The 23,571-nt window shown below is 71.7% G+C and carries 15 protein-coding genes; 4 read left to right on the forward strand and 11 right to left on the reverse strand.

Annotation, left to right across the window (positions count from 1 at the left end; all coding sequences use genetic code 11):
* Positions 1 to 59: 59 nt before the first annotated feature.
* Together ADK57_RS16505 and ADK57_RS16510 are read right to left on the reverse strand one after the other, a co-directional pair.
* On the reverse strand, positions 60 to 380 hold the full coding sequence (locus tag ADK57_RS16505) for a hypothetical protein (RefSeq protein WP_053750225.1): 321 nt from the start codon (positions 378 to 380) through the stop codon (positions 60 to 62).
* 166 nt (positions 381 to 546) lie between these two features.
* Positions 547 to 2,748, reverse strand: a complete 2,202-nt coding sequence (locus ADK57_RS16510; protein WP_199830597.1) for an ATP-dependent DNA helicase UvrD2 — start codon at positions 2,746 to 2,748, stop codon at positions 547 to 549.
* Between the two features lie 198 nt (positions 2,749 to 2,946).
* On the opposite strand from ADK57_RS16510, the gene ADK57_RS16515 reads away from it, so the two are divergent.
* Positions 2,947 to 3,189 carry a mycoredoxin gene (locus tag ADK57_RS16515; RefSeq protein ID WP_053750227.1) on the forward strand — a complete coding sequence of 81 codons (243 nt, stop codon included), beginning with the start codon at positions 2,947 to 2,949 and terminating at the stop codon, positions 3,187 to 3,189.
* A 42-nt stretch (positions 3,190 to 3,231) separates the two neighbouring features.
* On the opposite strand, the gene ADK57_RS16520 is transcribed toward ADK57_RS16515, so the two are convergent.
* The 6 genes from ADK57_RS16520 to ADK57_RS16545 all read right to left on the reverse strand — a co-directional run bounded on the left by ADK57_RS16520 (position 3,232) and on the right by ADK57_RS16545 (position 14,020).
* Entirely contained in the window at positions 3,232 to 3,822 is a 591-nt protein-coding gene (locus ADK57_RS16520; protein ID WP_053750228.1) for a class I SAM-dependent methyltransferase, read from the reverse strand.
* A gap of 10 nt (positions 3,823 to 3,832) precedes the next feature.
* Positions 3,833 to 4,777: an NAD(+) diphosphatase gene (gene nudC / locus ADK57_RS16525; RefSeq protein WP_053750229.1), complete on the reverse strand. Its 945-nt coding sequence runs from the start codon at positions 4,775 to 4,777 to the stop codon at positions 3,833 to 3,835.
* Positions 4,778 to 4,931: 154 nt separating this feature from the next.
* A complete protein-coding gene (locus ADK57_RS16530) occupies positions 4,932 to 6,344 on the reverse strand; it encodes a dipeptidase (RefSeq protein ID WP_053750241.1) in 1,413 nt (470 codons plus the stop codon).
* A 10-nt stretch (positions 6,345 to 6,354) separates the two neighbouring features.
* Positions 6,355 to 9,867: an ATP-dependent DNA helicase gene (locus ADK57_RS16535; RefSeq protein WP_053750242.1), complete on the reverse strand. Its 3,513-nt coding sequence runs from the start codon at positions 9,865 to 9,867 to the stop codon at positions 6,355 to 6,357.
* Positions 9,868 to 9,973: 106 nt separating this feature from the next.
* Positions 9,974 to 13,294 (reverse strand): ATP-dependent helicase, encoded by a 3,321-nt coding sequence (locus tag ADK57_RS16540; RefSeq protein WP_053750230.1) that lies wholly within the window; start codon positions 13,292 to 13,294, stop codon positions 9,974 to 9,976.
* A 339-nt stretch (positions 13,295 to 13,633) separates the two neighbouring features.
* Positions 13,634 to 14,020: an MGMT family protein gene (locus ADK57_RS16545; RefSeq protein WP_053750231.1), complete on the reverse strand. Its 387-nt coding sequence runs from the start codon at positions 14,018 to 14,020 to the stop codon at positions 13,634 to 13,636.
* Between the two features lie 186 nt (positions 14,021 to 14,206).
* Between ADK57_RS16545 and ADK57_RS16550 the strand changes: the two genes are divergently transcribed.
* The 3 genes from ADK57_RS16550 to ADK57_RS16560 all read left to right on the forward strand — a co-directional run bounded on the left by ADK57_RS16550 (position 14,207) and on the right by ADK57_RS16560 (position 20,293).
* The gene (locus ADK57_RS16550; protein ID WP_053750232.1) at positions 14,207 to 16,972 is read left to right on the forward strand and encodes a lysylphosphatidylglycerol synthase transmembrane domain-containing protein; all 2,766 of its coding nucleotides are present in this window, start codon (positions 14,207 to 14,209) and stop codon (positions 16,970 to 16,972) included.
* Positions 16,973 to 17,060: 88 nt separating this feature from the next.
* Entirely contained in the window at positions 17,061 to 18,605 is a 1,545-nt protein-coding gene (locus tag ADK57_RS16555) for an alpha/beta hydrolase (RefSeq protein ID WP_053750233.1), read from the forward strand.
* Positions 18,606 to 18,742: 137 nt separating this feature from the next.
* Complete coding sequence (locus ADK57_RS16560; protein ID WP_053750234.1) at positions 18,743 to 20,293, forward strand: alpha/beta hydrolase; 1,551 nt, start codon at positions 18,743 to 18,745, stop codon at positions 20,291 to 20,293.
* Positions 20,294 to 20,379: 86 nt separating this feature from the next.
* Here the strand turns inward: ADK57_RS16560 and moeZ are convergent, their stop codons facing one another.
* The 3 genes from moeZ to ADK57_RS16575 all read right to left on the reverse strand — a co-directional run bounded on the left by moeZ (position 20,380) and on the right by ADK57_RS16575 (position 23,318).
* On the reverse strand, positions 20,380 to 21,558 hold the full coding sequence (gene moeZ, locus ADK57_RS16565) for an adenylyltransferase/sulfurtransferase MoeZ (protein WP_053750235.1): 1,179 nt from the start codon (positions 21,556 to 21,558) through the stop codon (positions 20,380 to 20,382).
* 63 nt (positions 21,559 to 21,621) lie between these two features.
* Positions 21,622 to 22,371, reverse strand: a complete 750-nt coding sequence (locus tag ADK57_RS16570) for a spherulation-specific family 4 protein (RefSeq protein ID WP_053750236.1) — start codon at positions 22,369 to 22,371, stop codon at positions 21,622 to 21,624.
* Entirely contained in the window at positions 22,359 to 23,318 is a 960-nt protein-coding gene (locus tag ADK57_RS16575; RefSeq protein WP_053750237.1) for an NAD-dependent epimerase/dehydratase family protein, read from the reverse strand. The genes ADK57_RS16570 and ADK57_RS16575 overlap by 13 nt, the downstream gene beginning before the upstream one ends.
* Positions 23,319 to 23,571: the final 253 nt, after the last annotated feature.

The following is a 23,571-nucleotide window of genomic DNA, read 5'->3' on the forward strand; positions in this document are numbered from 1 at the left end:
AAGGGCCGCGGATCCCGGATGGGGTTCCGCGGCCCTGAAGGCGCCGACCTGATCGTCGATCAGGCTGGATCACTCCAGGGTTCTGGCCCACGGAAGGCCCACATCAGGTGGTGCTGCGTCGTCTGCTTCCGGCTTCCGGCACCGGCGGGCGCAAAGGCATAGGCATGCGCCTGTGCCCCTACTGCTTCCAGTGCCTTGGTCGGTCGCTCATTGCGCTCCCGGACGGGAAGGCCGGCGAGAGACACGGAGGACGCCGGACGCACGGCAGGAATGCCGGACAGACCGGTGCCCAGGTTCGAGACGCCGAGCATGCACGTGGAGACGACCGAGCGATCGGTCACTTTGGCGGTGCTGATGGAGCTGACGTTGATGCTGATCACTGGAATCGCCTCCTCTCGGCGTCTAGAGGGACTGAGGGTGAGCCAGTCCGACGGATATGCAAGTACAACACGAAAGCGGGGCCTCGGAGAAGGCCTCCGTTCTCGTGGCTACGAACCTATGGGGATTGCCGGGGCATGCGCAAACTATTTTTTCGACGAGTTCGCGTCAGCCCTCATCTTCTTCTCCCTCGAGGTGCTGGCCTGCGCAGATCGCCAGGACATCGGCTCCGTAGCGGCTGAGCTTGCGCACCCCGACCCCCGGGATCCGCGCCAGCTCCCCGTCGTCGTCGGGGACGGCCTCCGCGATCGCCATCAGCGTCTTGTCGGTGAAGACGCAGAAGGCGGGCTGCCCGCTGCGCTGCGCCTGGACCGCACGCCACTCGCGCAGCCGCTCGTAGAGCCCCTCGTCCATGTCCGACGGGCAGTCCTCACAGCGCATCAGTTTCATCTCACCGGCGTCGGTGAGCGTACGCCCGCACACCCGGCAGCGCGCCGGGGTGCGCTGCGTGCGCCGTGGAACGGCGGCACCGGCCCTACTGGTGGTGAAGCCGCGCTCGACGCCCCCGGGACCGCCCGCGGCACTCCGTCCGGCGACGCCCGCCGAGCCGGGACGCAGCCCGTCGAGGAAGCGGCTGGGCCTGCGACTCGGACGGCCGCCGGGCGAACGGGACAGCGCCCAGGACACATACAGGCGCTCTCTGGCACGGGTGACGCCGACATAGAGGAGGCGGCGCTCCTCCTCGATCTGCTCGTCGGTCTTTGCGTAGGTGATCGGCATCATGCCCTCGGCGACACCGACCAGGAAGACGACATCCCACTCCAGTCCCTTGGCCGAGTGCAGGGAGGCGAGCGTGACCCCCTCGACGGTCGGGGCGTGCTGGGCGCTCGCCCGCTCGTCCAGCTCGGCCACCAGGTCGCTGAGGGTGGCGCCGGATCTGGAGGCGGCGAAGTCATGCGCGAGGTTCACCAGGGCGGCCAGCGACTCCCAGCGCTCTCGGACGGCCCCGGATCCGGCCGGGGGCTGAGTGGTCCAGCCCTCGCCCGACAGCACGGCACGCACCTGGGAGGGCAGGTCGACGGCGTCGTCGAGGAGGGAGTCGTTGCCGCCGAAGCGGGCCGCGCCGCGCAGGGCGATGCCCGCCTTGCGCACCTCGGGGCGGTCGAAGAACCGCTCGGCACCCCGCAGCTGATAGGGGACTCCGGCGTCGGCGAGGGCCTGTTCGTAGGTCTCGGACTGGGAGTTGGTGCGGAACAGGATGGCGATCTCGCTGGCCCGGCAGCCTGCGTCGATGAGCTCGCGGATGCGGCGGGCGGCGCCCTCGGCCTCGGCGGGCTCGTCGGTGTGCTCGGTGTAGACGGGCTCGGGGCCGGCAGCACGCTGGGAGACCAGCTCCAGCCGGTGGTCGGCGGCACGGCCGCGAGCCTGGGCGAGCAGTCCGTTGGCGAGGTGCACCACCTGGGGGGTGGAGCGGTAGTCGCGGACCAGCTTGACGACGGTGGCGCCGGGGTGGCGGGTGCGGAAGTCGAGCAGGTGGTCGGGAGTTGCTCCCGTGAACGAGTAGATCGTCTGGCTGGCGTCGCCGACCACGCACAGGTTCTCCCGCTCGCCGAGCCACAGCTCCAGGAGGCGCTGCTGGAGGGGGCTGACGTCCTGGTACTCGTCGACCACGAAGTGCTGGTACTGGGAGCGGACCTGCTCGGCGATGTCGTGCCGGTCCTGGAGGACGGCCACGGTCAGCAGCAGGACGTCCTCGAAGTCGATGACCCCGCGGGCGCGCTTGAGATCCTCGTAGGCGGAGTAGAGCTGGGCGATCTCCGCGGGGTCGCGGGGGGCCTCGCGGCCGGCCTTGGCGGCGGCGAGCAAGTAGTCGGCGGGGACGGTCTGGGTGACCTTGGACCACTCGATCTCACCGGTGACGTCCCGCAGCTCACCCCGGTCGAGGCGGATGCGGCAGGCGGCGGCCGCGTCGGCGACGAGCTGGATCTTGCGGTCGACCAGCCGGGGCATGGAGCCGCCGACGGCTTTCGGCCAGAAGTACTGGAGCTGGCGCAGGGCGGCCGAGTGGAAGGTGCGGGCCTGGACACCGACGGCGCCGAGCTGGCGCAGTCGGCCGCGCATCTCCCCGGCGGCCCGGTTGGTGAAGGTGACGGCCAGCACGGTGGAGGGCTGGAGGATCCCGGCGCGCACCCCGTAGGCGATGCGATGGGTGATCGCCCGTGTCTTGCCCGTACCGGCGCCCGCCAGCACGCACACCGGGCCGTGCAGGGCGGTGGCCACCTCGCGCTGCTCGGGGTCGAGCCCTTCGAGCACCGCGTCGGCCGAGCCCGGTGTCTGCGGGAAGAGGGTGGAGTGCGTTGCTGCTGTCACACGGCCATGCTGCCAGGTCGCCGGAGACGGGTGAGCCGGTTGTCCACAGGCAGGCACCCGCAGTCGTACTAATGCGGCAGTACTGATGCGGCAGGCGTCACGTCCGGCGGAACCCGGCCACTGGGAATGGTGGCCCTTTCAAGTACGTTCCCCACTGCGAGCGCACATCCGCCGACCCGCCGAAGGAGCACGAGAGACATGCCGGGCACTGTGACGATGTACAGCACCACGTGGTGCGGCTACTGCCGTCGGCTGAAGAGCCAGATGGACCGTGAGGGCATCGCGTACGACGAGATCAACATCGAGCAGGACCCGGACTCCGCCGCATTCGTCGAAAAGGCGAATGGCGGAAACCAGACGGTTCCGACCGTACTTTTCCCGGACGGCTCGACGCTCACGAACCCTTCGCTGGCTCAGGTCAAGCAGAGGATCGGCGCGTAACCGCTTCGCGGGCGTGGTTTCCGGAAGGCGGTCCCTGGCGCTTCAGGGGCCGCCTTCTTGTGGTTTGTCCCACACCAGCGTGTAGCGCCACAGCAGTCGGCGCCGGAAGCGGCAGCCGGGCAGGAGTCGGTGGGCGGCCTGCCGGACCTCGCTCCAGGACATCGTCGAGTCCTCGATGGGCATACCCGCCGGGCCGCCCTCGTTCCGGCGTGACCGGTGGAAGAGGTTCGCCGGCACACCGAGTGCGCCGATGACCCAGTCGAGAGGTGCCCGGTCGCGCGCCAGCCCCACGATCACCAGCCGTCCGCCGGGGGCCAGCAGCCGTACCAGCCGTCCGACCGCGTGCTCGAACTCCGAGTGGTGCACGACGGCGACCGCACTCACAAAGCCGTACGTTTCGTCGGGCAGGCGCGGGGCGTCGAGGTAATCCCCCTCCAGGAACGTGACGTTGCCGAGCCCTTCCGCGCTCTCCCGCGCGAGCCGGATCATCTCCGGCGAGCGGTCCATTCCCGTGACGGATCCCGTTCCGGCCGCGAGCTTGCGCGCGAGCAGCCCGTCACCGCAGCCGTCCGGCACGGCGGCGAGTACCACCGGGTGGTAGTGGACGTTGTGGTTCCAGTACGGGTCCGGCATGTCCCGCGCCTCAGACGAAGCTCCTCGTCGGCAGCGGCTTGCCGTACCAGAGCTCGATCAGGCGGGCCGCGATCGAGATGCCGTACGGCGGGAGCACCTCGCCGGTCTCGAAGGCGGCGCTCAGCTCGTCGCGGGAGAACCAACGGGCCTCGTGGATCTCGTCACCGTCGACGTCTATGTCGGTCGAGGTGGCGCGGGCCGTGAAGCCCAGCATGAGGCTGGACGGGAAGGGCCAGGGCTGGCTGGCGACGTACTCGACCTGGCCGATGGTGACACCGGCCTCCTCGAAGACCTCGCGACGCACCGACTGCTCGATGGACTCACCGGGCTCGACGAAGCCGGCGAGCGTCGAGAAGCGTCCTTCGGGCCAGTGGACCTGGCGTCCCAGCAGGATGCGGTCGTCCTCGTCGGTGACGGCCATGATCACGGCGGGGTCGGTGCGCGGGTAGTGCTCGGCACCGCAGGCCTGGCACCGGCGGATGTGACCGGCCGCGGCGATGACCGTGCGCTCGCCGCAACGGGAGCAGAAGCGGTGCGTGCGCTGCCAGTTCTCCAGGCCGACCGCGTGCACCATCAGGCCGGCCTCGCGGGGTGAGAGGAGCAGACCGGCCTCGCGCAGACCGGCCGGGCGCGCGGACTGGTCGATACGGCCGGGGAGCGCGTCCTTCTGGAGCGCGAAGTAGCGCACGCCGTCCTCGTCGATGCCGAGGAAGTAGCGGTGCGCCTCGGTGAGGGGGGCCTCGAAGGACGGGGTCATGACGAGTTCGGTGTGGCCGTCGGCCGTCTCGTCGATGAGGACCTGGCCGCCGGAGACCACGAAGCAACGGGTTGTGGGGTGGCTCCACGCCGCCGCGAGCCAGGCCTCGTCGAGCCGGTGGTGGGCGGCCCGGTCGATGCCGCTCGGAGCGGTGAGCGAGATGGGGCGGTCGGCGGTGTGGTCGGTCCAGGTGGTCACGAGTGCTTCCAACTCCCCCGGTGGAAAGGGTGTTTCACGGGCGGTTCAGCGGGACGTACGGCGGGAGGCGACCGCGTCCGGCGGGGCGTGGCGGTGCGGGACGGTTCTTCCAGTGTGCCCCGCGTGCCATGCCGATCCGGGCGGTGCGGGGCGATCAGGGAGCATGGCGCCAGTTCTCCGCGAGGTCGCCCCAGAGGTACGCGGTGGTCTCGACGCCCTTGAGGAGGAGGTCCAGCTCGACCTTCTCGTTCGGGGCGTGCCAGCCGTCGGACGGGACGGAGATGCCGAGGAAGAGCACGGGTGCGCCGAGGACCTCCTGGAGGTCGGCGGCCGGACCCGAACCGCCTTCCCTGGTGAAGCGGACGGGCTTGTCGAAGGCGCGGCCCATCGCGCGGACGACGGACTGCAGGGCCGGGTGCTCCAGCGGTGTCAGGCACGGGCGCGTGGACCCGGTGAAGGTGATCTCCTGCCGGATGCCCGCGGGCACCTGCTCGGCGGCCCAGTCGCGGACGGCCTTCTCGATGTGGCCGGGGTCCTGGCCCGCGACCAGTCGGAACGAGAGCTTCACCATGGCGGAGGACGGAACGATCGTCTTGCTGCCGGGGCCCTGGTAGCCGCCGCCGATGCCGTTGACCTCGGCGGTGGGGCGGGCCCAGATGCGCTCCAGGGTGGTGTGCCCGGCCTCGCCGTGAGTGGCGTACGACTTGGCGGTGCGCAGCCACTGACGTTCGTCGAAGGGCAGCTCGGCGAAGAGAGCGCGCTCGCGGTCGGTGAGTTCGACGATGCCGTCGTAGAAGCCGGGGACCGTCACGCGCGCGTGCTCGTCGTGCAGGGCGGCGACGAGGCGGGCGGCGGCCGTGGCCGGGTTCGGGACGGCGCCGCCGAAGGAGCCCGAGTGGATGTCCTGGTCGGGGCCGTGGAACCGGATCTCGCACTCGGCGAGGCCACGCATGCCGGTGCACACGGTCGGGGTGTCCTCGGACCACATGCCCGTGTCGGAGACGATCACCGCGTCGGCGGCGAGCCGGCCCGACCGCTCCTCGACCAGTGCCCGGAAGTGCGGGGAGCCGGACTCCTCCTCGCCCTCGATCAGCAGCTTGAGGTGCACGGCCGGGACGGTGCGGCCGGTGGCGGCGAGGTGGGCGCGGACGCCGAGTGTGTGGAAGAACACCTGGCCCTTGTCGTCGGCCGCCCCGCGCGCGTAGAGGCGGTTCTCGCGGACGACGGGCTCGAAGGGCTCGCTGTCCCAGCCGTCCTCGCGGGCGGCGGGCTGCACGTCGTGGTGGCCGTAGACGAGGACCGTGGGCGCCTCGGGGTCGTCGCAGGGCCACTCGGCGAAGACGGCGGGCGCCCCCGGGGTCTCCCAGACTTCGGCGGTCGGGAAGCCGGTCTCCTCAAGCTTGGCGGCGAGCCAGTCGGCGCTGCGGCGTACGTCGGTCGCGTGGTCGGGCTGGGCCGACACGGACGGGATGCGCAGCCACTCGGCGAGGTCGTCGAGGAAGGCGGCACGGTGTTGCTCGATGTACGTACGGACGGCGCTGACGGCACTGTCAACGGGCTGGCTCATGGTCACGAGCCTATCGGCCCGCACCGACATCCTCGTCGTGCGGTTCCTCACCCCCGGGCTCCTCCAGGAGCAGCCGTTCCAGCGCTGCCCGGCCCGGCAGGTCATCCGGTCGTACGACCTCGCCGCTGCGTACGTAGAGGAAGGTCGCCGTGACCGAGTCCAGGGGTACGCCCTGCCGCTCGGCCCAGGCGAGCCGGTAGACGGCGAGCTGGAGCGGGTCCGCGGTGCGGGTGCGGCTGGTCTTCCAGTCGACGATCTCGTACGTCGCCGCCGAGCCGTCGCCTTCCTTGTAGACGGCGTCGATACGACCCCGGACCACACGACCGGCGATCGCGAGTTGGAACGGGGCCTCGACCCGGTAGGGCGTGCGCTGGGCGTACTCGGTGCGTTCGAAGGCGTCTTTGAGGGCTTCGAGGTCTCGTTCGTCGGCGATCTCGGCCTCGCTGCCGGGCAGTTCCTCCGGCTCCAGCATGGGCAGCGTGAGCGCCTCGAAGCGGGACTCGACCCAGGCGTGGAAGCGGGTGCCACGGCGCGCCGCGGGCTGCGGCGGGCGGGGCATGGGGCGGGCCAGTTCCTGTGCGAGGCCGGTCGGGTCGGCGGCCAGGCGCATCAGCTGGGACGCGGTCAGCGACGCCGGCAGGGGGACGTCGGTGACGCTCTCGCGGGCGCGCAGGAGTTCGCCGGTGAGGGCGTCGAGGTCGCGGTCCCAGGAGGCGATGGTGCGGGCCTCCTCGGGGGTGAGGAGTGCGCTCCCGGGTTCCGTGGGGTGGGGGCGCGCGGGTTCCGGGCGAGGGTGCTCCACGGCGTCCGGACCCGCAGTCTGGTGCGGGACGGTCGGGCGGGCCGCGCTCCAGGAGTCCCAGCCGACCGAGTCCTCCTCGCCGAAAGGGTCCTCCTCGTGGAGGTCGGGCTCGTGGAGGTCGTCCTCGGGAACCGCGTCGTCGTCCGGCGGCACGGGCCAGTCCGGGTCGTCGAAGGTGTCCGGGTCGTGCGTGGCCGCAGGGTGGCCGTCCTCGTGGGAGGCGAGGTGTTCCAGGTGGGCCAGGACCGTCTCGGCGGCCGCTCGGCGGCGGGCCAGGGACGTCTCGTCCAGGGGCAGGGGCCACACCTGGTCGGCGGTCCGCTGGTGCAGTGCCGGGTTTTCCTCGTCCTCGGCGGGCTCGTCCGCCCAGGCCTCGATCTCGCCGTGTCCGGCAGCGCAGTGCTCGTACAGCGCCTGGAGGAAGTCGGACGGCCCGCGGGGCTTCTTCTGGGTGGGGCCCCACCAGTGGCCGGAGCCGAGGAGGAGGGAGCGGGGGCGGGTGAAGGTGACGTAGCCGAGGCGGAGTTCCTCCGTGTGCTGGTGCTCCTTCATGTCCTCGTGGAAGGCCTTCAGGCCGCGGGAGTCCCAGGAGGTGATGTCGGGGAGGGTGGCGGTGTCGCCCCGCAGTTCGTGCGGCAGCACCTTGCCCTGGGCGGTCCACTTCTCGCGGCCCTGGGTGCTGGGGAAGGTGCCGGTGACCAGGCCGGGGACGGCCACGACGTCCCATTCCAGGCCCTTGGACTTGTGCGCGGTGAGCACCTTGACGGTGTTCTCGCCGCCGGGAAGGGCGTTGTCGAGGCCCTTCTCGTACTGGGCGGCGGTGCGCAGGAAGCCGAGGAAGGCGAGCAGGCTCGTCTCGTTGTCGCCGGCGGCGAACGAGGCGGCCACGTCCAGGAAGTTGGACAGGGTCTCGCGGCGGCGGGCGGCCAGGGCGTGCGGGGACGCCGACAGTTCCACCTCCAGGCCGGTAACGGCGAGGACGCGGTGCAGGACGTCCATCAGCGGGTCGGACAGGGAGCGGCGCAGGTCGCGCAGTTCGGTGGCCAGGCGCGCGAACCGCACGCGCGCGTCCGGCGAGAAGGGCAGCCCGTCGTCGGCCCCGTCGCCGTCGAGCGGCGTCTCCAAGAACGTGTCCAGGGCGTCCGCGAGCGATATCACTTCGGAAGGGTCGACCCCCTCGACGGCCGCGGCGAGCCGACGGTCCGGGTCGTCGTCGCCGTCCACGCGCGCGTGGGAGACGAGCAGTCGGGCGCGCCGCCCCAGGAGGGCGAGGTCGCGCGGGCCGATACGCCAGCGCGGGCCGGTCAACAGCCGGACCAGGGAGGCATTGGCGCCGGGGTCCTGGAGGACCTCGCAGACGGCGACCAGGTCGGCGATCTCGGGCAGGTGCAGGAGCCCGGACAGGCCGACGACCTCGACGGGGACGTCCCGGGCGACGAGCGCGCCCTGGAGTTCGGCGAAGTCGGTGGCCGTACGGCACAGGACGGCGATCTCACCGGGCGCCTTGCCGGTGTTCACGAGGTGCGCGATGGAGTCGGCGATCCAGTCGATCTCCTCGGCGTGGGTGGGCAGGAGGGCGCAGCGGACCGTGCCGTCGCGTTCGGCCCCGGGAGCCGGGCGCAGGGCCTCCACGCCCGCGTGCATGGCGCGCAGGGGCTCGGCGAGGCCGTTGGCGAGGTCGAGGAGGCGGCCGCCGCTGCGGCGGTTCTCGCTGAGCGACTGGCGGGTGGCGAGGCGGCCGTCGGTGTGGGCGAAGTGCTCGGGGAAGTCGTCGAGGTTGGCGACGGAGGCGCCGCGCCAGCCGTAGATCGCCTGGCAGGGGTCGCCGACCGCGGTCACCGGGTGGCCGGTGCCGCCGCCGAACAGGCCCGCCAGCAGGATGCGCTGAGCCACGGAGGTGTCCTGGTACTCGTCGAGGAGCACCACCCGGAACTCGTCGCGCAGGACACGGCCCACCTCTGGGATCCGGGCGAGTTGGGCGGACAGGGCGATCTGGTCGCCGAAGTCCAGCAGGTCGCGTTCGCGCTTGGCGGTGCGGTAGCGGACGACCAGTTCGGCGAGTTCACGGCGGGCGGCAGCCGCCTCGGGGACCTTGCGCAGGGCCTCGTTGGTGAGCTTGGCGTCCTGGAGGGCACGCAGCAGGTCGGCGTCGTACGCGCGCAGGTCCTCGGGCCGTACCAGGTGTTCGGCGAGCTCGGCGTCGAGTGCCAGGAGGTCGCTGACCAGGTCGGCGAAGGAGCGGGTCAGCGCCGGGTAGGGGCCGGGTGCCTCGCGCAGTACGCGCGCGGCGAGCTGGAAGCGGGTGGCGTCGGCGAGCAGGCGGGAGGTCGGTTCGAGGCCGATGCGCAGGCCGTGGTCGGTCAGCAGGCGGCCCGCGAAGGCGTGGTACGTGGAGATCAGCGGTTCGCCCGGCGGGTTGTCCGGGTCGATGACGTCGGGGTCGGTGACGCCGGCCTTGATCAGCGCCTTGCGGACGCGCTCGGCGAGTTCACCCGCGGCCTTGTTGGTGAAGGTGAGGCCGAGCACCTGCTCGGGGGCGACCTGGCCGGTGCCGACCAGCCACACCACGCGGGCCGCCATCACCGTCGTCTTGCCCGACCCTGCTCCGGCCACGATCACCTGCGGGGCGGGCGGCGCGGTGATGCAGGCCGTCTGCTCCGGGGTGAACGGGATGCCGAGGAGCTCCTTGAGCTGATCGGGATCGGTGATACGGGCGGGCATGTCGGAGAGGCTAGCGGCGGCCACCGACAGTGGAGGACACATCGCCCCCCGGGGCCCGGAGAAGCGCAGGTCGGCACGCGTGGTGCGACGGATCACACCAGTGTGCTCACTCCACCACGTGCCGGCCCTCGGACTGGGCGCTGCACGAGGCCCGGAACGCGCAGTGCGTGCAGTGCTGGCCCGCGCTCGGTGTGAACCGTTCGTCGAGGACCTTGCCGGCTGCCGTGGCGAGCAGGTCGCCGACCCACTCTCCTTCCAGCGGCTCCTGGGCCTGCACCTTGGGCAGGGTCTCGCCGCCGTCCCGCTTGGCGGCACCTTGGCGCAGCTGGACGAGTTCGGCGCCGCCCGGCTCGGGGCGCGCTCCGTCGAAGGCCTCGTCGACGGCACCCTCGCGGACGGCGAGCTGGTAGACGGCGAGCTGGGGGTGGCGCTCCACCTCGGCCGCGCTGGGCGCCTGCTTGCCGGTCTTGAAGTCGACGACGTAGGCGCGGCCCTCGTCGTCGGCCTCCACGCGGTCCATCTGGCCGCGGATGCGCACCTCGACCTCGCCCGCTTCGAGGGTGACGTCGAAGTCGTGCTCGCTGGCGACCGGTGTGCGCCCGGTGCGGTCCATGACGTGCCACTTCAGGAAGCGTTCGAGCGCCACGCGCGCGTTGTCCTTCTCCTGCGCCGACTTCCACGGCGCGTCGAAGGCGAGCGCGTTCCACACGGAGTCGAGGCGTTCCATGAGGACGGCGAGGTCGGCCGGGGTGTGCCCGGAGGCGACCTCGTCGGCGAGGACGTGCACCACGTTGCCGAAGCCCTGGGCGACCGTCGCGGGCGCGTCGGCCTTCACCTCGCGGCCCAGGAACCACTGCAGGGCGCAGGTGTTGGCGAGCTGGTCGAGGGCGCTGCCGGAGAGCACGACGGGCTGGTCGCGGTTGCGCAGCGGGACCTTGCTCTCGGTCGGCTCGAACATTCCCCACCAGCGGTAGGGGTGGGCGGACGGCACCAGGGGGCGGCCGTCCTCGTCGGCGAGTGCGGCGAGCCGGGCCAGCCGGCGGGCGGCGGCCTCCCTGAGGGTGTCCGAGACGTGCGGGTCGACGGTGGTCGCGCGGAGTTCGGCGACGAGCGCGGCGACCGCCAGAGGGCGGCGGGGGCGGCCCGTGACGTCCCGCGGTTCGACGCCGAGTTCGGTCAGGAAGCGGGAGGGTTGATCACCGTCGTCCGCGGGTGCCTTGACCGCGGTGACGACGAGGCGTTCACGCGCGCGCGTGGCCGCCACGTAGAACAGGCGGCGTTCCTCGGCGAGCAGCGCCCCCGGGGTGAGCGGTTCGGCGAGCCCGTCCCGTCCGATGCGGTCGGCCTCGAGAAGGGAGCCGCGTCGGCGCAGGTCCGGCCACAGCCCTTCTTGGACGCCCGCGACGACGACGAGCCGCCACTCCAGGCCCTTGGAGCGGTGCGCGGTCATCAGACGGACGGCGTCGCGGCGTACGGCACGCCGGGTGAGCGTGTCGGCGGCGATGTCCTCGGCGTCGATCTCCGCCAGGAAGTTCAGGGCGCCCCGGCCGCCGGTGCGCTCCTCCGCGCGGGCCGCGGTCGCGAACAGCGCGCACACGGCGTCCAGATCGCGGTCTGCGTTGCGTCCCGCGGCGCCGCCGCGTCGGGCGGCCCGCTCCAGGCGCGTGGGCCACGGCGTGCCCTCCCAGAGGTCCCACAGCGCTTCTTCGGCCGTACCGCCGCCCGCGAGGCGCTCACGGGCCTTCCTGAGCAGCGCGCCGAGCCGCTGGGCACCACGCGCGTACGTGGGGTCGTGCACGGCCAGGCGCTCCGGCTCGGCCAGGGCCCGCGCGAGCAGCTCGTCCGAGGGCGGCGGCAAGGCGTTGCCCGCGGCCCGCTCCTCGTCACGCAGGGCACGGCCGAGGCGGCGCAGGTCCGCGGCGTCCATGCTCGCGAGAGGGGAGGTGAGGAGGGTGAGGGCGGTTTCGGTGTCGAGCCAGCAGGTCGCCGGCTCCCGCTCTTCAGAGGGAGCCCCTTCTTCGAGCTGTTCCGTGGCCTCCGCCGCAGCCACCGCCCGCAGTGCCGTCAGCAACGGCGCCACCGCCGGTTCGTGCCGCAGCGGCAGGTCGTCGCCGTCGATGTCCAGGGGGACGCCGGCCGCGGTGAGCGCGCGGCGGACCGTGGGGATGGTGCGGGCTCCGGCGCGCACCAGGACGGCCATCTCGCCCCAGGGGACGCCGTCCTCCAGGTGCGCCCTGCGGAGGATGTCGGCGATGTTGTCCAGTTCGGTGCCGGGCGTCGGGTACGTGTACACCTCGGCGTGCCCGCCGTCCCGGACCGGCGTGAGCTCCCGGTGGGCGCGCACCTTGTGGGCCGGGAGGCGGGTCAGTGGCATGCGCTGGGTCAGCAGCCGGGTCGCGGCCAGCAGGCCGGCGCCGGAGCGGCGGGAGGTGCGCAGGACCTCCACGGGCGCCGGGCGGCCGTCCGCGCGCGGGAAGGCCTCTGGGAAGTTCAGGATGCCGTTCACGTCCGCGCCGCGGAACGCGTAGATCGACTGGTCCGGGTCGCCGAAGGCGACAAGAGTGCGGCCGCCGCCGGCGAGCGCGTGCAGCAGTCGTACCTGGGCCGGATCGGTGTCCTGGTACTCGTCGACGAAGACGACGTCGTACTGCGCGGCGAGCCGCTCGGCGACCTCGGGGCGGCGGGCGAGGAGGACCGCGCGGTGCACCAGTTCGGCGTAGTCGAGCACGCCCTGCAGGTCGAGGACGTCGAGGTACTCGGCGAGGAAGGCGGCTGCCGCGCGCCAGTCGGGGCGGCCGATGCGGCGGGCGAAGGCGTCCAGGGCGCCCGGGCCCAGGCCCAGTTCGCGGCTGCGGGCGAGGACCGCGCGGACCTCGTCGGCGAAGCCGCGGGTGGTCAGGCAGGCGCGCAGTTCGTCCGGCCAGCGCATGTGCGCGAGGCCGAGACGTTCCAGGTCGGGCTGGCCCGCGAGCAGTTCACGGACGGCGACGTCCTGCTCGGGACCGGACAGCAGCCTGAGGGGCTCGACGAACAGGTCGGCGTCCTGATGGGCGCGGACCAGGGCGTAGCAGAACGAGTGGAAGGTGGTCGCCTGAGGGGCACGTGCCGCCCCGATGCGCAGCGCCATGCGGTCGCGCAGTTCGACGGCCGCCTTGCGGCTGAACGTCAGCACCAGGACGCGCGCGGGGTCACCGCCTCGGGCGATCCTCGCCGCCACCGACTCGACGAGCGTGGTGGTCTTTCCGGTGCCCGGACCTGCGAGAACGAGCAGCGGGCCGGTGGCGTGGTCAACCACGGCGTGCTGTGCGGCGTCCAGACGAGGGGGATCCACGCGGGCCGGTGGGGTACGCACCAGTCGGTAAGCGCCACGGTTCCCCTGTCGCCCCTGTGGGTGCGACAGGCGCTTGGTGGAAGAAGAGGAGCTCACGTGGTTCGCCGGTCCTGGTGGGTGTGCCATCTGTCGCTGCCGGCGCGAAGCGCCGTTGTTGAGGGGTGGTGGTCGGGTGACGGGTGGGATGACCTCCGCGAGGAGGAGGGTGACCGCGGGATGAGAGGGACACGTGCAGACGACGCTACGCCGAGGGGAGGCGCGGAAGCAGGGCTTCCTCTTCTTCCCTCACGGCACTCGAGACACGTAAGCCCCTCGCCCCACGAACGTACGGCATGCCACGGACGTGCCCCATTTCCGCCGTCATGTCATGGACGTGCTCCGTTTCGCCCGTACGGACCTCAGGCCGCACGCGGGGCCGTCCGATGGCGGAAGCTGTCAGGTGTGACCTTCCGCGCGTTCGCCGCCGTCCCACCGCGCCCGTCTCATGTCGAGCCGCGGGAGATGGCCCTCGGCGGCCCTGTTCGCCCCCTTCAGAGGGGTGCCTTCCGCGCGGTAGCGGCCGAGCGCCTCCAGTTCGTGGCCCGGCAGCAGGACGCCGTCCGCGCGAACGACCCGCCACCACGGAACGGCTCCCCCGTAGAGCGCCATGACGCGTCCGACCTGACGGGGACCGCCCTCCTCCAGCCACTCCGCGACATCCCCGTACGTCATGACGCGGCCGGGCGGAATCCGTTCGGCGACGTCGAGGACCCGCTCGGCGTACTCCGGCAGCGCGTCCGCGTACTCCGCGCGGGCGTCGTTCGGAAGGCTCTCCTCGCTCATCCGCCCCATCCTGCCCCACCCCACCGACAATGTGACGCGCTCGCGACTGTGGGTATACCTCGCCCTGAGACGGCGCTTCCGGCAGACTGTGCGCCCCCGCATGTGCACCCTGACACCCACCTGTGTCGGTGGGGCATGCCACCATCGTGCGGGCGGTGACTGGTGATACGAGACCAAGAAGAGACGATGAAAGAGCAGGGTGTGCATCCCGAGGACGCGGAGAGCACCCCTGCCGCATCGTCGCGCCCTGGTACCGCCGACGCGGACGAGAAGCCCGCCAAGAAGGGCGCGGGGGACGCCGTCGAAAAGGCGCCCTCGACCCCGTCCGGGCCTGACGCCGGCGACCCCGACGAGGTGTACGCCGACGAGGTCGAGGGTGACGAACCGCTGCTCCCCGCGCGCGTGCACCGGCCCTCCGATCTCATGCGGCTCCTGGTGGGCGTACTGGCCGTGGCCGTACTGCTCGCGATCGCCGCGTTCGCCCACGGCACCACCTCGGGCCTCGAACAGGACATCAACAAGGGCACCGGACAGGCACCGGATCTACTGATCAAGATCGCGGGGCTGGCGTCCAGCATCGCGATCCTCCTGGTGCCGGTCGCGTTCGCGATCGAGCGGCTGATCAAACGCGACGGGCTGCGCATCGCCGACGGTGTCCTCGCGGCCGTCCTCGCGCACGGAGTGACCCTGGCCACCGACCTGTGGGTCGCCAAGGCCGCCCCCGACTCGATCCAGGAGGCGCTCACCCAGCCCTCCCCCGGCGACATCCACGCCCTCACCGACCCCGTGCACGGCTATCTGGCGCCCGTCATCGCCTACATGACCGCCGTGGGCATGTCGCGCCGGCCGCGCTGGCGGGCCGTGCTGTGGATCGTGCTGATGCTCGACGCGTTCTCGATGCTCGTCACCGGCTACACGACCCCGTTCTCGATCATCCTGACGGTGCTCATCGGCTGGACCGTGGCCTACGGGACGCTCTACGCGGTCGGCTCGCCCAACGTCCGTCCCACCGGCCGGACGTTGATGGCGGGCCTCAGGCACGTCGGCTTCCGCCCGGTGAGCGCGGCCCGCGAAGAGGTGCCGGAGACCCCGGAGACGGGAGACCGGGGGCGGCGCTACTTCGTCACCCTGGAGGACGGTCCACCGCTGGACGTCACGGTGGTCGACCGGGAACAACAGGCCCAGGGCTTCTTCTACCGCGCCTATCGCAACCTGACCCTGCGCGGCTTCGCCACCCGCAGCAGCCTCCAGTCGCTGCGGCAGGCGCTGGAGCAGGAGGCACTGCTCGCATACGCCGCCATCGCGGCCGGCGCCAACGCGCCCAAGCTGATCGCGACCTCCGAGCTCGGCCCCGACGCGGTGATACTCGTCTACGAGCACAGCGGCGGGCGCACCCTCGACTCCCTGCCGGACGAGGAGATCACCGACGAGCTCCTGCGCGACACCTGGCACCAGGTGCGGGCGCTGCAGTCCCGGCGCATCGCGCATCGCAGGCTCGTGGGCGACGCGATTCTGGTGGATCGTTCCGGCACGGTGATCCTCACCGACCTGCGCGTCGGCGAGATCGCGGCCGGCGACCTGCTGCTGCGCATGGACACCTCCCAGCTGCTGGTGACGCTCGGCCTCAGAGTGGGCGCCGAGCGCGCGGTGACCGCGGCCGTGAGTGTGCTCGGCCCCGACGCCGTTGCCGACTGTCTGCCGATGCTGCAGCCCATCGCGCTGAGCCGCTCCACGCGCGCGACGCTGCGCAGACTGGCCCGGGAGCGCGCCGAACGCGAGCGCGAGGCGGTCCTGGAGGCGTCCCGTCAGGACAAGCAGGCCCGCCTGGAGGAGGCGCCGCACGAGACCGGGCCCGTACTCGAAAAGCTCGACAAGAAGGCTGTGAAGGCGGAAGCCAGGGCCGAGAAGCGGGCCATCGACGAGGCCATTGAGGAGGCGCGCGAGGAGGACCTGCTCACGCAGATCCGCCACGAGGTGCTGCTGATCCGGCCGCAGGCCCCGGTGGAGCCGGCCCGGCTGGAGCGGGTGCGGCTGCGCACGCTGTTGAGTTTCATCGCCGGCGCGATCGGCGCGTACTTCCTGCTGACGCAGCTCACGCACATCGAGTTCGGCCCGCTCATCGAGAACGCCGAGTGGGGCTGGGTCGCCGCCGCCGTGGTCTTCTCCGCGCTGAGCTACCTGGCGGCCGCGATGGCCCTGCTGGGCTTCGTGCCCGAGCGGGTGCCCTTCGTGCGCACCGTGGCGGCTCAGGTCGCCGGGTCGTTCGTGAAGATCGTCGCGCCGGCCGCCGTGGGCGGCGTCGCCCTCAACACGCGCTTCTTGCAACGCTCGGGCGTACGCCCCGGGCTCGCGGTGGCGAGCGTCGGCGCGTCGCAGCTGTTCGGACTCGGCTGCCACATCCTGATGCTGCTGTCCTTCGGCTATCTGACCGGTACCGAGAAGACCCCGTCGCTGTCGCCGTCCCGGACGGTCATCGCGGGTCTGCTGACGGTGGCGGTGCTCGTGCTCGTGGTGACCTCGGTGCCGTTCCTGCGGAAATTCGTCGTCACGCGCGTGAGGTCGCTGTTCGCGGGTGTCGTGCCGCGCATGCTCGACGTGCTCCAGCGGCCGCAGAAGCTGGTCACCGGCATCGGCGGCATGCTGCTCCTGACGGCCTGCTTCGTGATGTGTCTGGACGCGTCGATCCGGGCCTTCGGCACCGAGGGGACCTCGATCAGCATCGCCAGCGTCGCCGTCGTCTTCCTCGCCGGCAACGCGCTGGGCTCCGCGGCCCCGACGCCGGGCGGTGTGGGCGCCGTGGAGGCGACCCTGACGGTCGGCCTGATCGCCGTCGGCCTCCCCAAGGAGGTCGCCGCGCCGGCGGTGCTGCTGTTCCGTCTGCTGACGCTGTGGCTGCCGGTGCTGCCGGGTTGGCTCGCCTTCAACCACCTCACGCGCAAGGGCTCGCTGTAGGACGACCATCCGGTACGGAGGTCCGACGGCGTACCTCGTACGGCTCGCGCCCCGAGCGTCTCACCGTGCGCGACCGCAGGATGGGCTCATGCCGAACCCTCCCCGGCTGCGCGCCGCTGCCCTCACCACCATCGCCCTTCTCCTGCCCTCCGTGCTGGCGGGCTGCGGCGACGACTCCCAGGACGAGGACCTGTCGGCTCAGGAACTGAACTGGAAGGGCTGCCCGGCACCGTCCGCGGCGGAGGGCGGCGGTGACGCCCCGTCGCCCCTGGCGGACGGCGACAAATGGCAGTGCGCCACGATGAAGGCGCCCCTGGACTGGGCCGATCCCAAGGGCGACACGATCAAGATCGCGCTGATCCGGGCGAAGGCGAGCGGCGACGAGAGCAAACGGATCGGCTCGCTGCTCTTCAACTTCGGCGGCCCCGGCGGCTCCGGCGTCACCACGCTGCCCGCCTTCGGCGAGGACTACGCGAAACTGCGCACCCGCTACGACCTGGTCAGCTTCGACCCGCGCGGGGTCGGCCGCAGCGCCCCCGTGGAGTGCCAGAACGACCTCCAGCTCGACGCCTACTTCCAGCAGGACGCGACCCCCGACGACGCGGCCGAGCGCAGCACGTTCCTGGACAACACCAAGGAGTTCAACGAAGCCTGCGAGACCAACTCCGAGAAGGTGCTGCCGCGGGTCCGCACCACCGACGCGGCCCGCGACCTGGACCTGATGCGCCAGGTCCTCGGCGACGCCGAGCTGCACTACTTCGGCATCTCGTACGGCACCGAACTCGGCGGCGTCTACGCCCACTTGTTCCCGAAGAAGGTCGGCCGCGCCGTCTTCGACGCGGTCGTGGACCCGACGCAGAACCCCGAACAGGGCTCGCTCGGGCAGGCCAGGGGGTTCCAGCTCGCCCTCGACAACTACGCCGAGGACTGCACCTCCAAGACCGAGGACTGCCCGGTCGGCGACACCGCTCAGAACGTCAAGGACCGCATCGCCAAGCTGCTCAAGGACCTCGACAGCAAGCCGATCCCCGGTATCTACCCGCGTGTGTTGACCCAGACCGCAGCGACCAACGGCATCGCGCAGGCTCTGTACTCGCAGGACTTCTGGGAGTACCTCACCGAGGGTCTCGAGCAGGCGTACGACGGGAACGGGCAGATCCTGATGGCGCTGTCCGACTCGATGAACGGCCGCAACCAGGACGGCGAGTACAGCAACATCACCGCCGCCAACATCGCCATCAACTGCGCCGACGACAAGCCGCGGTACACCGCCGACCACGTGGAGCAGAAACTGCCCAAGTTCCAGGCCGCTTCCGCCCTGTTCGGCGACTTCCTGGCCTGGGGCATGGTCAGCTGCACCGACTGGGCCGTGCCGGGCGCAGCCGACCACCCCGACGTGAGCGCGCCCGGCTCCGCGCCGATCCTCGTCGTGGGCAACACGGGCGACCCGGCCACGCCGTACGAGGGCGCGAGGAAGATGGTGGACGCGCTGGGTGAAGGCGTCGGTGTCGAGCTGACGTACAAGGGGCAGGGGCACGGGGCGTACGACAGCAAGAACAAGTGCGTCCAGGGCGCCGTGAACGGATATCTGCTGGACGGAAAGGTTCCCGCGGCCGGAACCGTCTGCTCCTGACACCCCGCCCAATTCTCGGGAGAATGCGCAGGTCAGAGCGTTATCCACAGGCCGCAGCGGCCGTGCTGCGATCCGCCTACTATGGCCGGACAGCCATCCGCGGCATGGGGCGGACGGCCTGCGAGGGGGGACCTGCAATGACGCGTTTCATTCGGTGGGCGGCGCTGGGGACAGCCGCCGCGCTCCTGGTGACGGGCTGCAGCGGCGGCTCATCCGATGACGACAAGGGCGGCAGGAAGACCGGCCGGGCGCAGTCGTCGGACGAATCCTCCGGTACGGCCGACTCCGCCCTGCCCTCCTCACTGACCTCCCAGAAGCTCGACTGGGGACGCTGCAAGGCCACCGCGGACTCCTCCGCGCCGGGCAGCGACTGGCAGTGCGCGACGCTCAAGGTGCCGCTGGACTGGTCGAAGCCGGACGGCGAGACGATCGGCCTCGCACTGATCCGCACCAAGGCCCGGGGCGACAACCGCATCGGCTCGCTCCTGTTCAACTTCGGCGGCCCCGGCGGCTCCGGTGTGTCCACGATGCCGGCGTACGCCGCCACCGTCTCCCTCCTCCGTGAGCGGTACGACCTGGTCAGCTGGGACCCGCGCGGGGTCGGCGCCGGCGGGGGCATCCGCTGCCGCAGCGACAAGGAGATCCAGGCCGCCGAGTCGGTGGACGTCTCACCGGACACCCCGGCCGAGGAGACCGCGTACTTCGAGGACGCGGCCGACTTCGGCAAGGGCTGCGCGAAGGACGCCGGAAAGCTGTTGGCGCACGTCTCGACCACCGACACCGCCCGCGACATGGACCTGATGCGCCAGGTCCTCGGCGACAAGAAGACGCACTACTTCGGCATCTCGTACGGCACCGAACTCGGCGGTGTGTACGCCCACTTGTTCCCCAAGAACGTGGGACGACTGGTCCTTGACGCGGTCGTCGACCCGAGCGCCGACGCGGTGGGCCACGCGGAGAACCAGGCCCGAGGCTTCCAGCGCGCGCTGGACGACTACCTGAAGTCCACCGACCAGGATCCGGAGCGGGGCTCGCAGAAGATCGCGGACCTGCTGAAGGAGATCGACGCAACCCCGCTGCCGACGTCCTCCGGGCGGAAGCTGACGCAGACGCTCGCCGTCACCGGCATCATCCTGCCGCTGTACAGCCAGGACAGCTGGCCGACGCTGACCAGCGCCCTGGAGGCGGCGGAGCAGGGAGACGGGTCGGAGCTCCTGGCGCTCGCCGACGGTTACAACGAGCGCGACCCATCGGGCCGCTACGGCACGACGACCCACTCGCAACGGGTCATATCGTGCTTGGACGACAAGCAGCGGCCGACCGCCGCGGAGACGAAGAAGCTGCTGCCCGAGTTCGAGAAGATCTCGCCCGTCTTCGGGGACTTCCTGGGCTGGGACACGGCCGGCTGGTGTCACGACTGGCCGGTGGCCGGACAGCACGAGACTCCGGAGGTGAGCGCGCCGGGTGCGGCGCCGGTCCTGGTGGTCGGCAACACCGGGGACCCTGCCACACCGTACGAGGGCGCCCGGAAGATGGCGGACGAGCTGGGCGAGGACGTCGGCGTGGTGCTCACCTGGAGGGGGGAGGGGCACGGTGCGTACGGGAGCGGGAGCGACTGCGTGGACTCCGCGGTGAACGCGTACCTGCTGACCGGGACGGTGCCGAGGGACGGCAGGATCTGCTCATGACGACGGCGGGGGCCCCGGGCACCGTCGGTGGGCCCCGGGCCCCCGGGGGGGCGGGGGCCCCCCGCCGTTCAGGCCGGGATGCCGGGTCAGTAGACCGGCTTGCTCGGCTCGATCTGGTTGACCCAGCCGATCACGCCGCCGCCGACGTGCACGGCGTCGGAGAAGCCCGCGGACTTCAGGACCGCGAGGACTTCCGCACTGCGGACACCCGTCTTGCAGTGCAGGACGATCTTCTTGTCCTGCGGGAGGGCCTCCAGGGCGGTGCCCATGAGGAACTCGTTCTTCGGGATCAGCTTGGCGCCGGGGATCGAGACGATCTCGTACTCGTTGATCTCGCGGACGTCGATGATCTCGATGTTCTCGCCGTCGTCGATCCACTCCTTGAGCTGCTTGGGAGTGATCGTCGAGCCGGCGGCCGCTTCCTGGGCCTCCTCGGAGACGACGCCGCAGAAGGCCTCGTAGTCGATGAGCTCGGTGACGGTCGGGTTCTCGCCGCAGACGGCGCAGTTGGGGTCCTTGCGGACCTTCACCTGGCGGTACTGCATCTCCAGGGCGTCGTAGATCATCAGGCGGCCGACGAGCGGCTCGCCGATGCCCGCGAGGAGCTTGATGGCCTCGTTGACCTGGATGGAGCCGATGGACGCGCACAGCACGCCCAGGACGCCGCCCTCGGCGCAGGAGGGGACCATGCCCGGCGGCGGGGGCTCCGGGTAGAGGCAGCGGTAGCAGGGGCCGTGCTCGGACCAGAAGACGGAGGCCTGGCCGTCGAAGCGGTAGATCGAGCCCCACACGTACGGCTTGTTGAGCAGCACGCACGCGTCGTTGACCAGGTAGCGGGTCGCGAAGTTGTCCGTGCCGTCGACGATCAGGTCGTACTGGCTGAAGATGTCCATCACGTTCTCGGCCTCGAGCCGCTCTTCGTGCAGGACCACGTTCACGTACGGGTTGATGCCGAGGACGGAGTCGCGCGCGGACTCGGCCTTGGAGCGGCCGATGTCGGCCTGGCTGTGAATGATCTGGCGCTGCAGGTTCGACTCGTCGACCTCGTCGAACTCCACGATGCCGAGCGTGCCCACGCCCGCGGCGGCCAGGTACATCAACGCCGGCGAGCCCAGGCCGCCGGCGCCCACACAGAGCACCTTGGCGTTCTTCAGCCGCTTCTGCCCGTCCATCCCGACGTCGGGGATGATCAGGTGGCGGGAGTACCTGCGGACCTCGTCTACGGTGAGCTCGGCAGCGGGCTCGACCAGGGGTGGCAGCGACACGGGGACTCCGTTGGTCGGTCAATCATTACGGTTGTTCTCCCCGTAACAGTGCCATGGCCTTTTTCATTCCGAGACACCCGTTCCGATCCGCGAGACGATTTCGTCCCAGTAACCGGGCATGGTCTCCCAGGGGTCGGTGCGACCGCCGCGCTCCGTGCGGTCGGTGAAGTAGATCGTCCGCGCGCCCTGCCAGCGGGCGATGCGCAGCGCCTCCTCCAGATGCCGGCCGGGCACCCCGTGGACGAAGTGGCAGAAGCTCTCGGGCGGGTGGTCGGCCGTCCACTCGGCCGCCTGCGACCAGCGGTAGTCGCTCCAAGGGCCAGCGAACGTGACCAGCTGGTCGGCGATCTCGACGTAGCCGGGATACGGATGGGTGCCGTGGCCGAGCACGACGTGGGCGTCGTCACGCAGCTCACGGAGCATGGTTACCGTACGGCGGATCTCGGGCAGCGCGGAGCGTTCGCTCGGGCAGCGGTCCAAGACGAAGCCGTCGACCTTGTACCAGTCGATGTAGCGGTGCGCCTCGGAGATCACCTCGCCGAAGGCGCGGGCCCCGTACGTGGTGTCGAGGCGGCCGAGGACGCGGATGCCCGCGTTGCGCAGTCGGCCGGCCGCCTCCAGACAGTGTGGGTCGGGGCGGCTGCCGGGGCCGTCCGAGACGTTGAGGACGACCCAGTGCAGGGGCGTGCCGGGGCGGGTGAGTTCGGCCCACTCGGCCTGGGCGACAAGGGGGTGGGCGAACCCGGGGATGCCGAAGCCGGTGCGGAGGTCGGTGCTCGCCGTACCCGGTTTGGCGCGGGTCAGATACGGCATGCCGCCTCCATCCAGATGTCGGCGAGGGACTCTTCGAGGCCGATCCGGGGGCGCCAGCCGAGCCGGTCGCGTGCGGTGCGCACATCGGCCTGCTGCCAGCTGCCGCAGCCGTCGGGGTACGGGTGCGCCACCGGGGCCGCGTGGTCCGACTCGCTGCGGGGGTGGCCGATCGTCGCCCTCAAGGGGCCGGGAGAGCCGTCGAGTTCGTGGAGGGCGCCGCCGTACCCGGCCACCCGGGCGAGGACCGCGGCGGCGTCGCGCAGGCGCACGGCGCGGCCCGAGCCGATGTTGATGACGCCCTGCGCGGCGGAGAGCGAGGCCGCGTGCACGGCGCGGGCGACGTCGCGCACGTCGACGAAGTCGCGCTGGGCGCCGAGACCGCCGAGTTTGAGCTCGCCGTCGCCGGACTGCATGGCCCGGCGCATGGCCTCGGCGAGGCGGCCGAGCGGGGAGCCGGCGGGGGTGCCGGGGCCCGCCGGCGAGAAGACGCGGAGGACCACCGCGTCCAGGCCGGAGCCGAGGACGAGTTCGGTGGCGGCGAGTTTGCTGACGCCGTACGGGCCGCCGGGACGGGGCATGGCGTCCTCTGCGGTGGAGGAGCCGGGCTGGCTGGGGCCGTACTCGGCGCCGCAGCCGATCTGCACGAGACGGGCGCCGCAGCCGCTGCGGCGCAGGGCCTCGCAGACGGTGGCGACGGCGACGGTGTTGTGGCGGGTGAGGTCGCGGGCGCCGCCTCGGGTGGCGCCCGCGCAGTTGACGACGACGCCGGGGTGGACCGCGTCGAGGAAGCGGGTGAGGGCGCCGGGGCTGCCGGACGCGAGGTCGAAGCGGACGTCGGCGTCGTCGCCGCGGCCGAGGGCGGTGAGCTGGACGGCCGGGTCGGCGAGCAGGCGGTCGGCGACGAAGCGGCCGAGGTAGCCGTTGGCTCCGATCAGCAGGACTCTCATCGGGCGGCTCCCGGGGCCGATGCGTCGGGTCGGGAGGTGATCATTTGAGGGTCTCCTTCGGGGAGGTCATGCGGGTTGCCTCCGGCGGTGGGGCGGGGTGCCTGCGGCGGCCTGTGCGGGTGTGTGGGGGTGCGTGTTCGCCTACGGGGTGCGTGGGGCGGGGCCGCGCCTTGCGTGCTCGCCTACGGCGGGGGGGGGGGGGGGGGGGGGGGGGGGGGGGGGGGGGCCCCCGGGCGGGGGGGGGGGGGGGTTC

This window comes from Streptomyces sp. MMG1533, assembly GCF_001279775.1.
Lineage (GTDB): Bacteria > Actinomycetota > Actinomycetes > Streptomycetales > Streptomycetaceae > Streptomyces.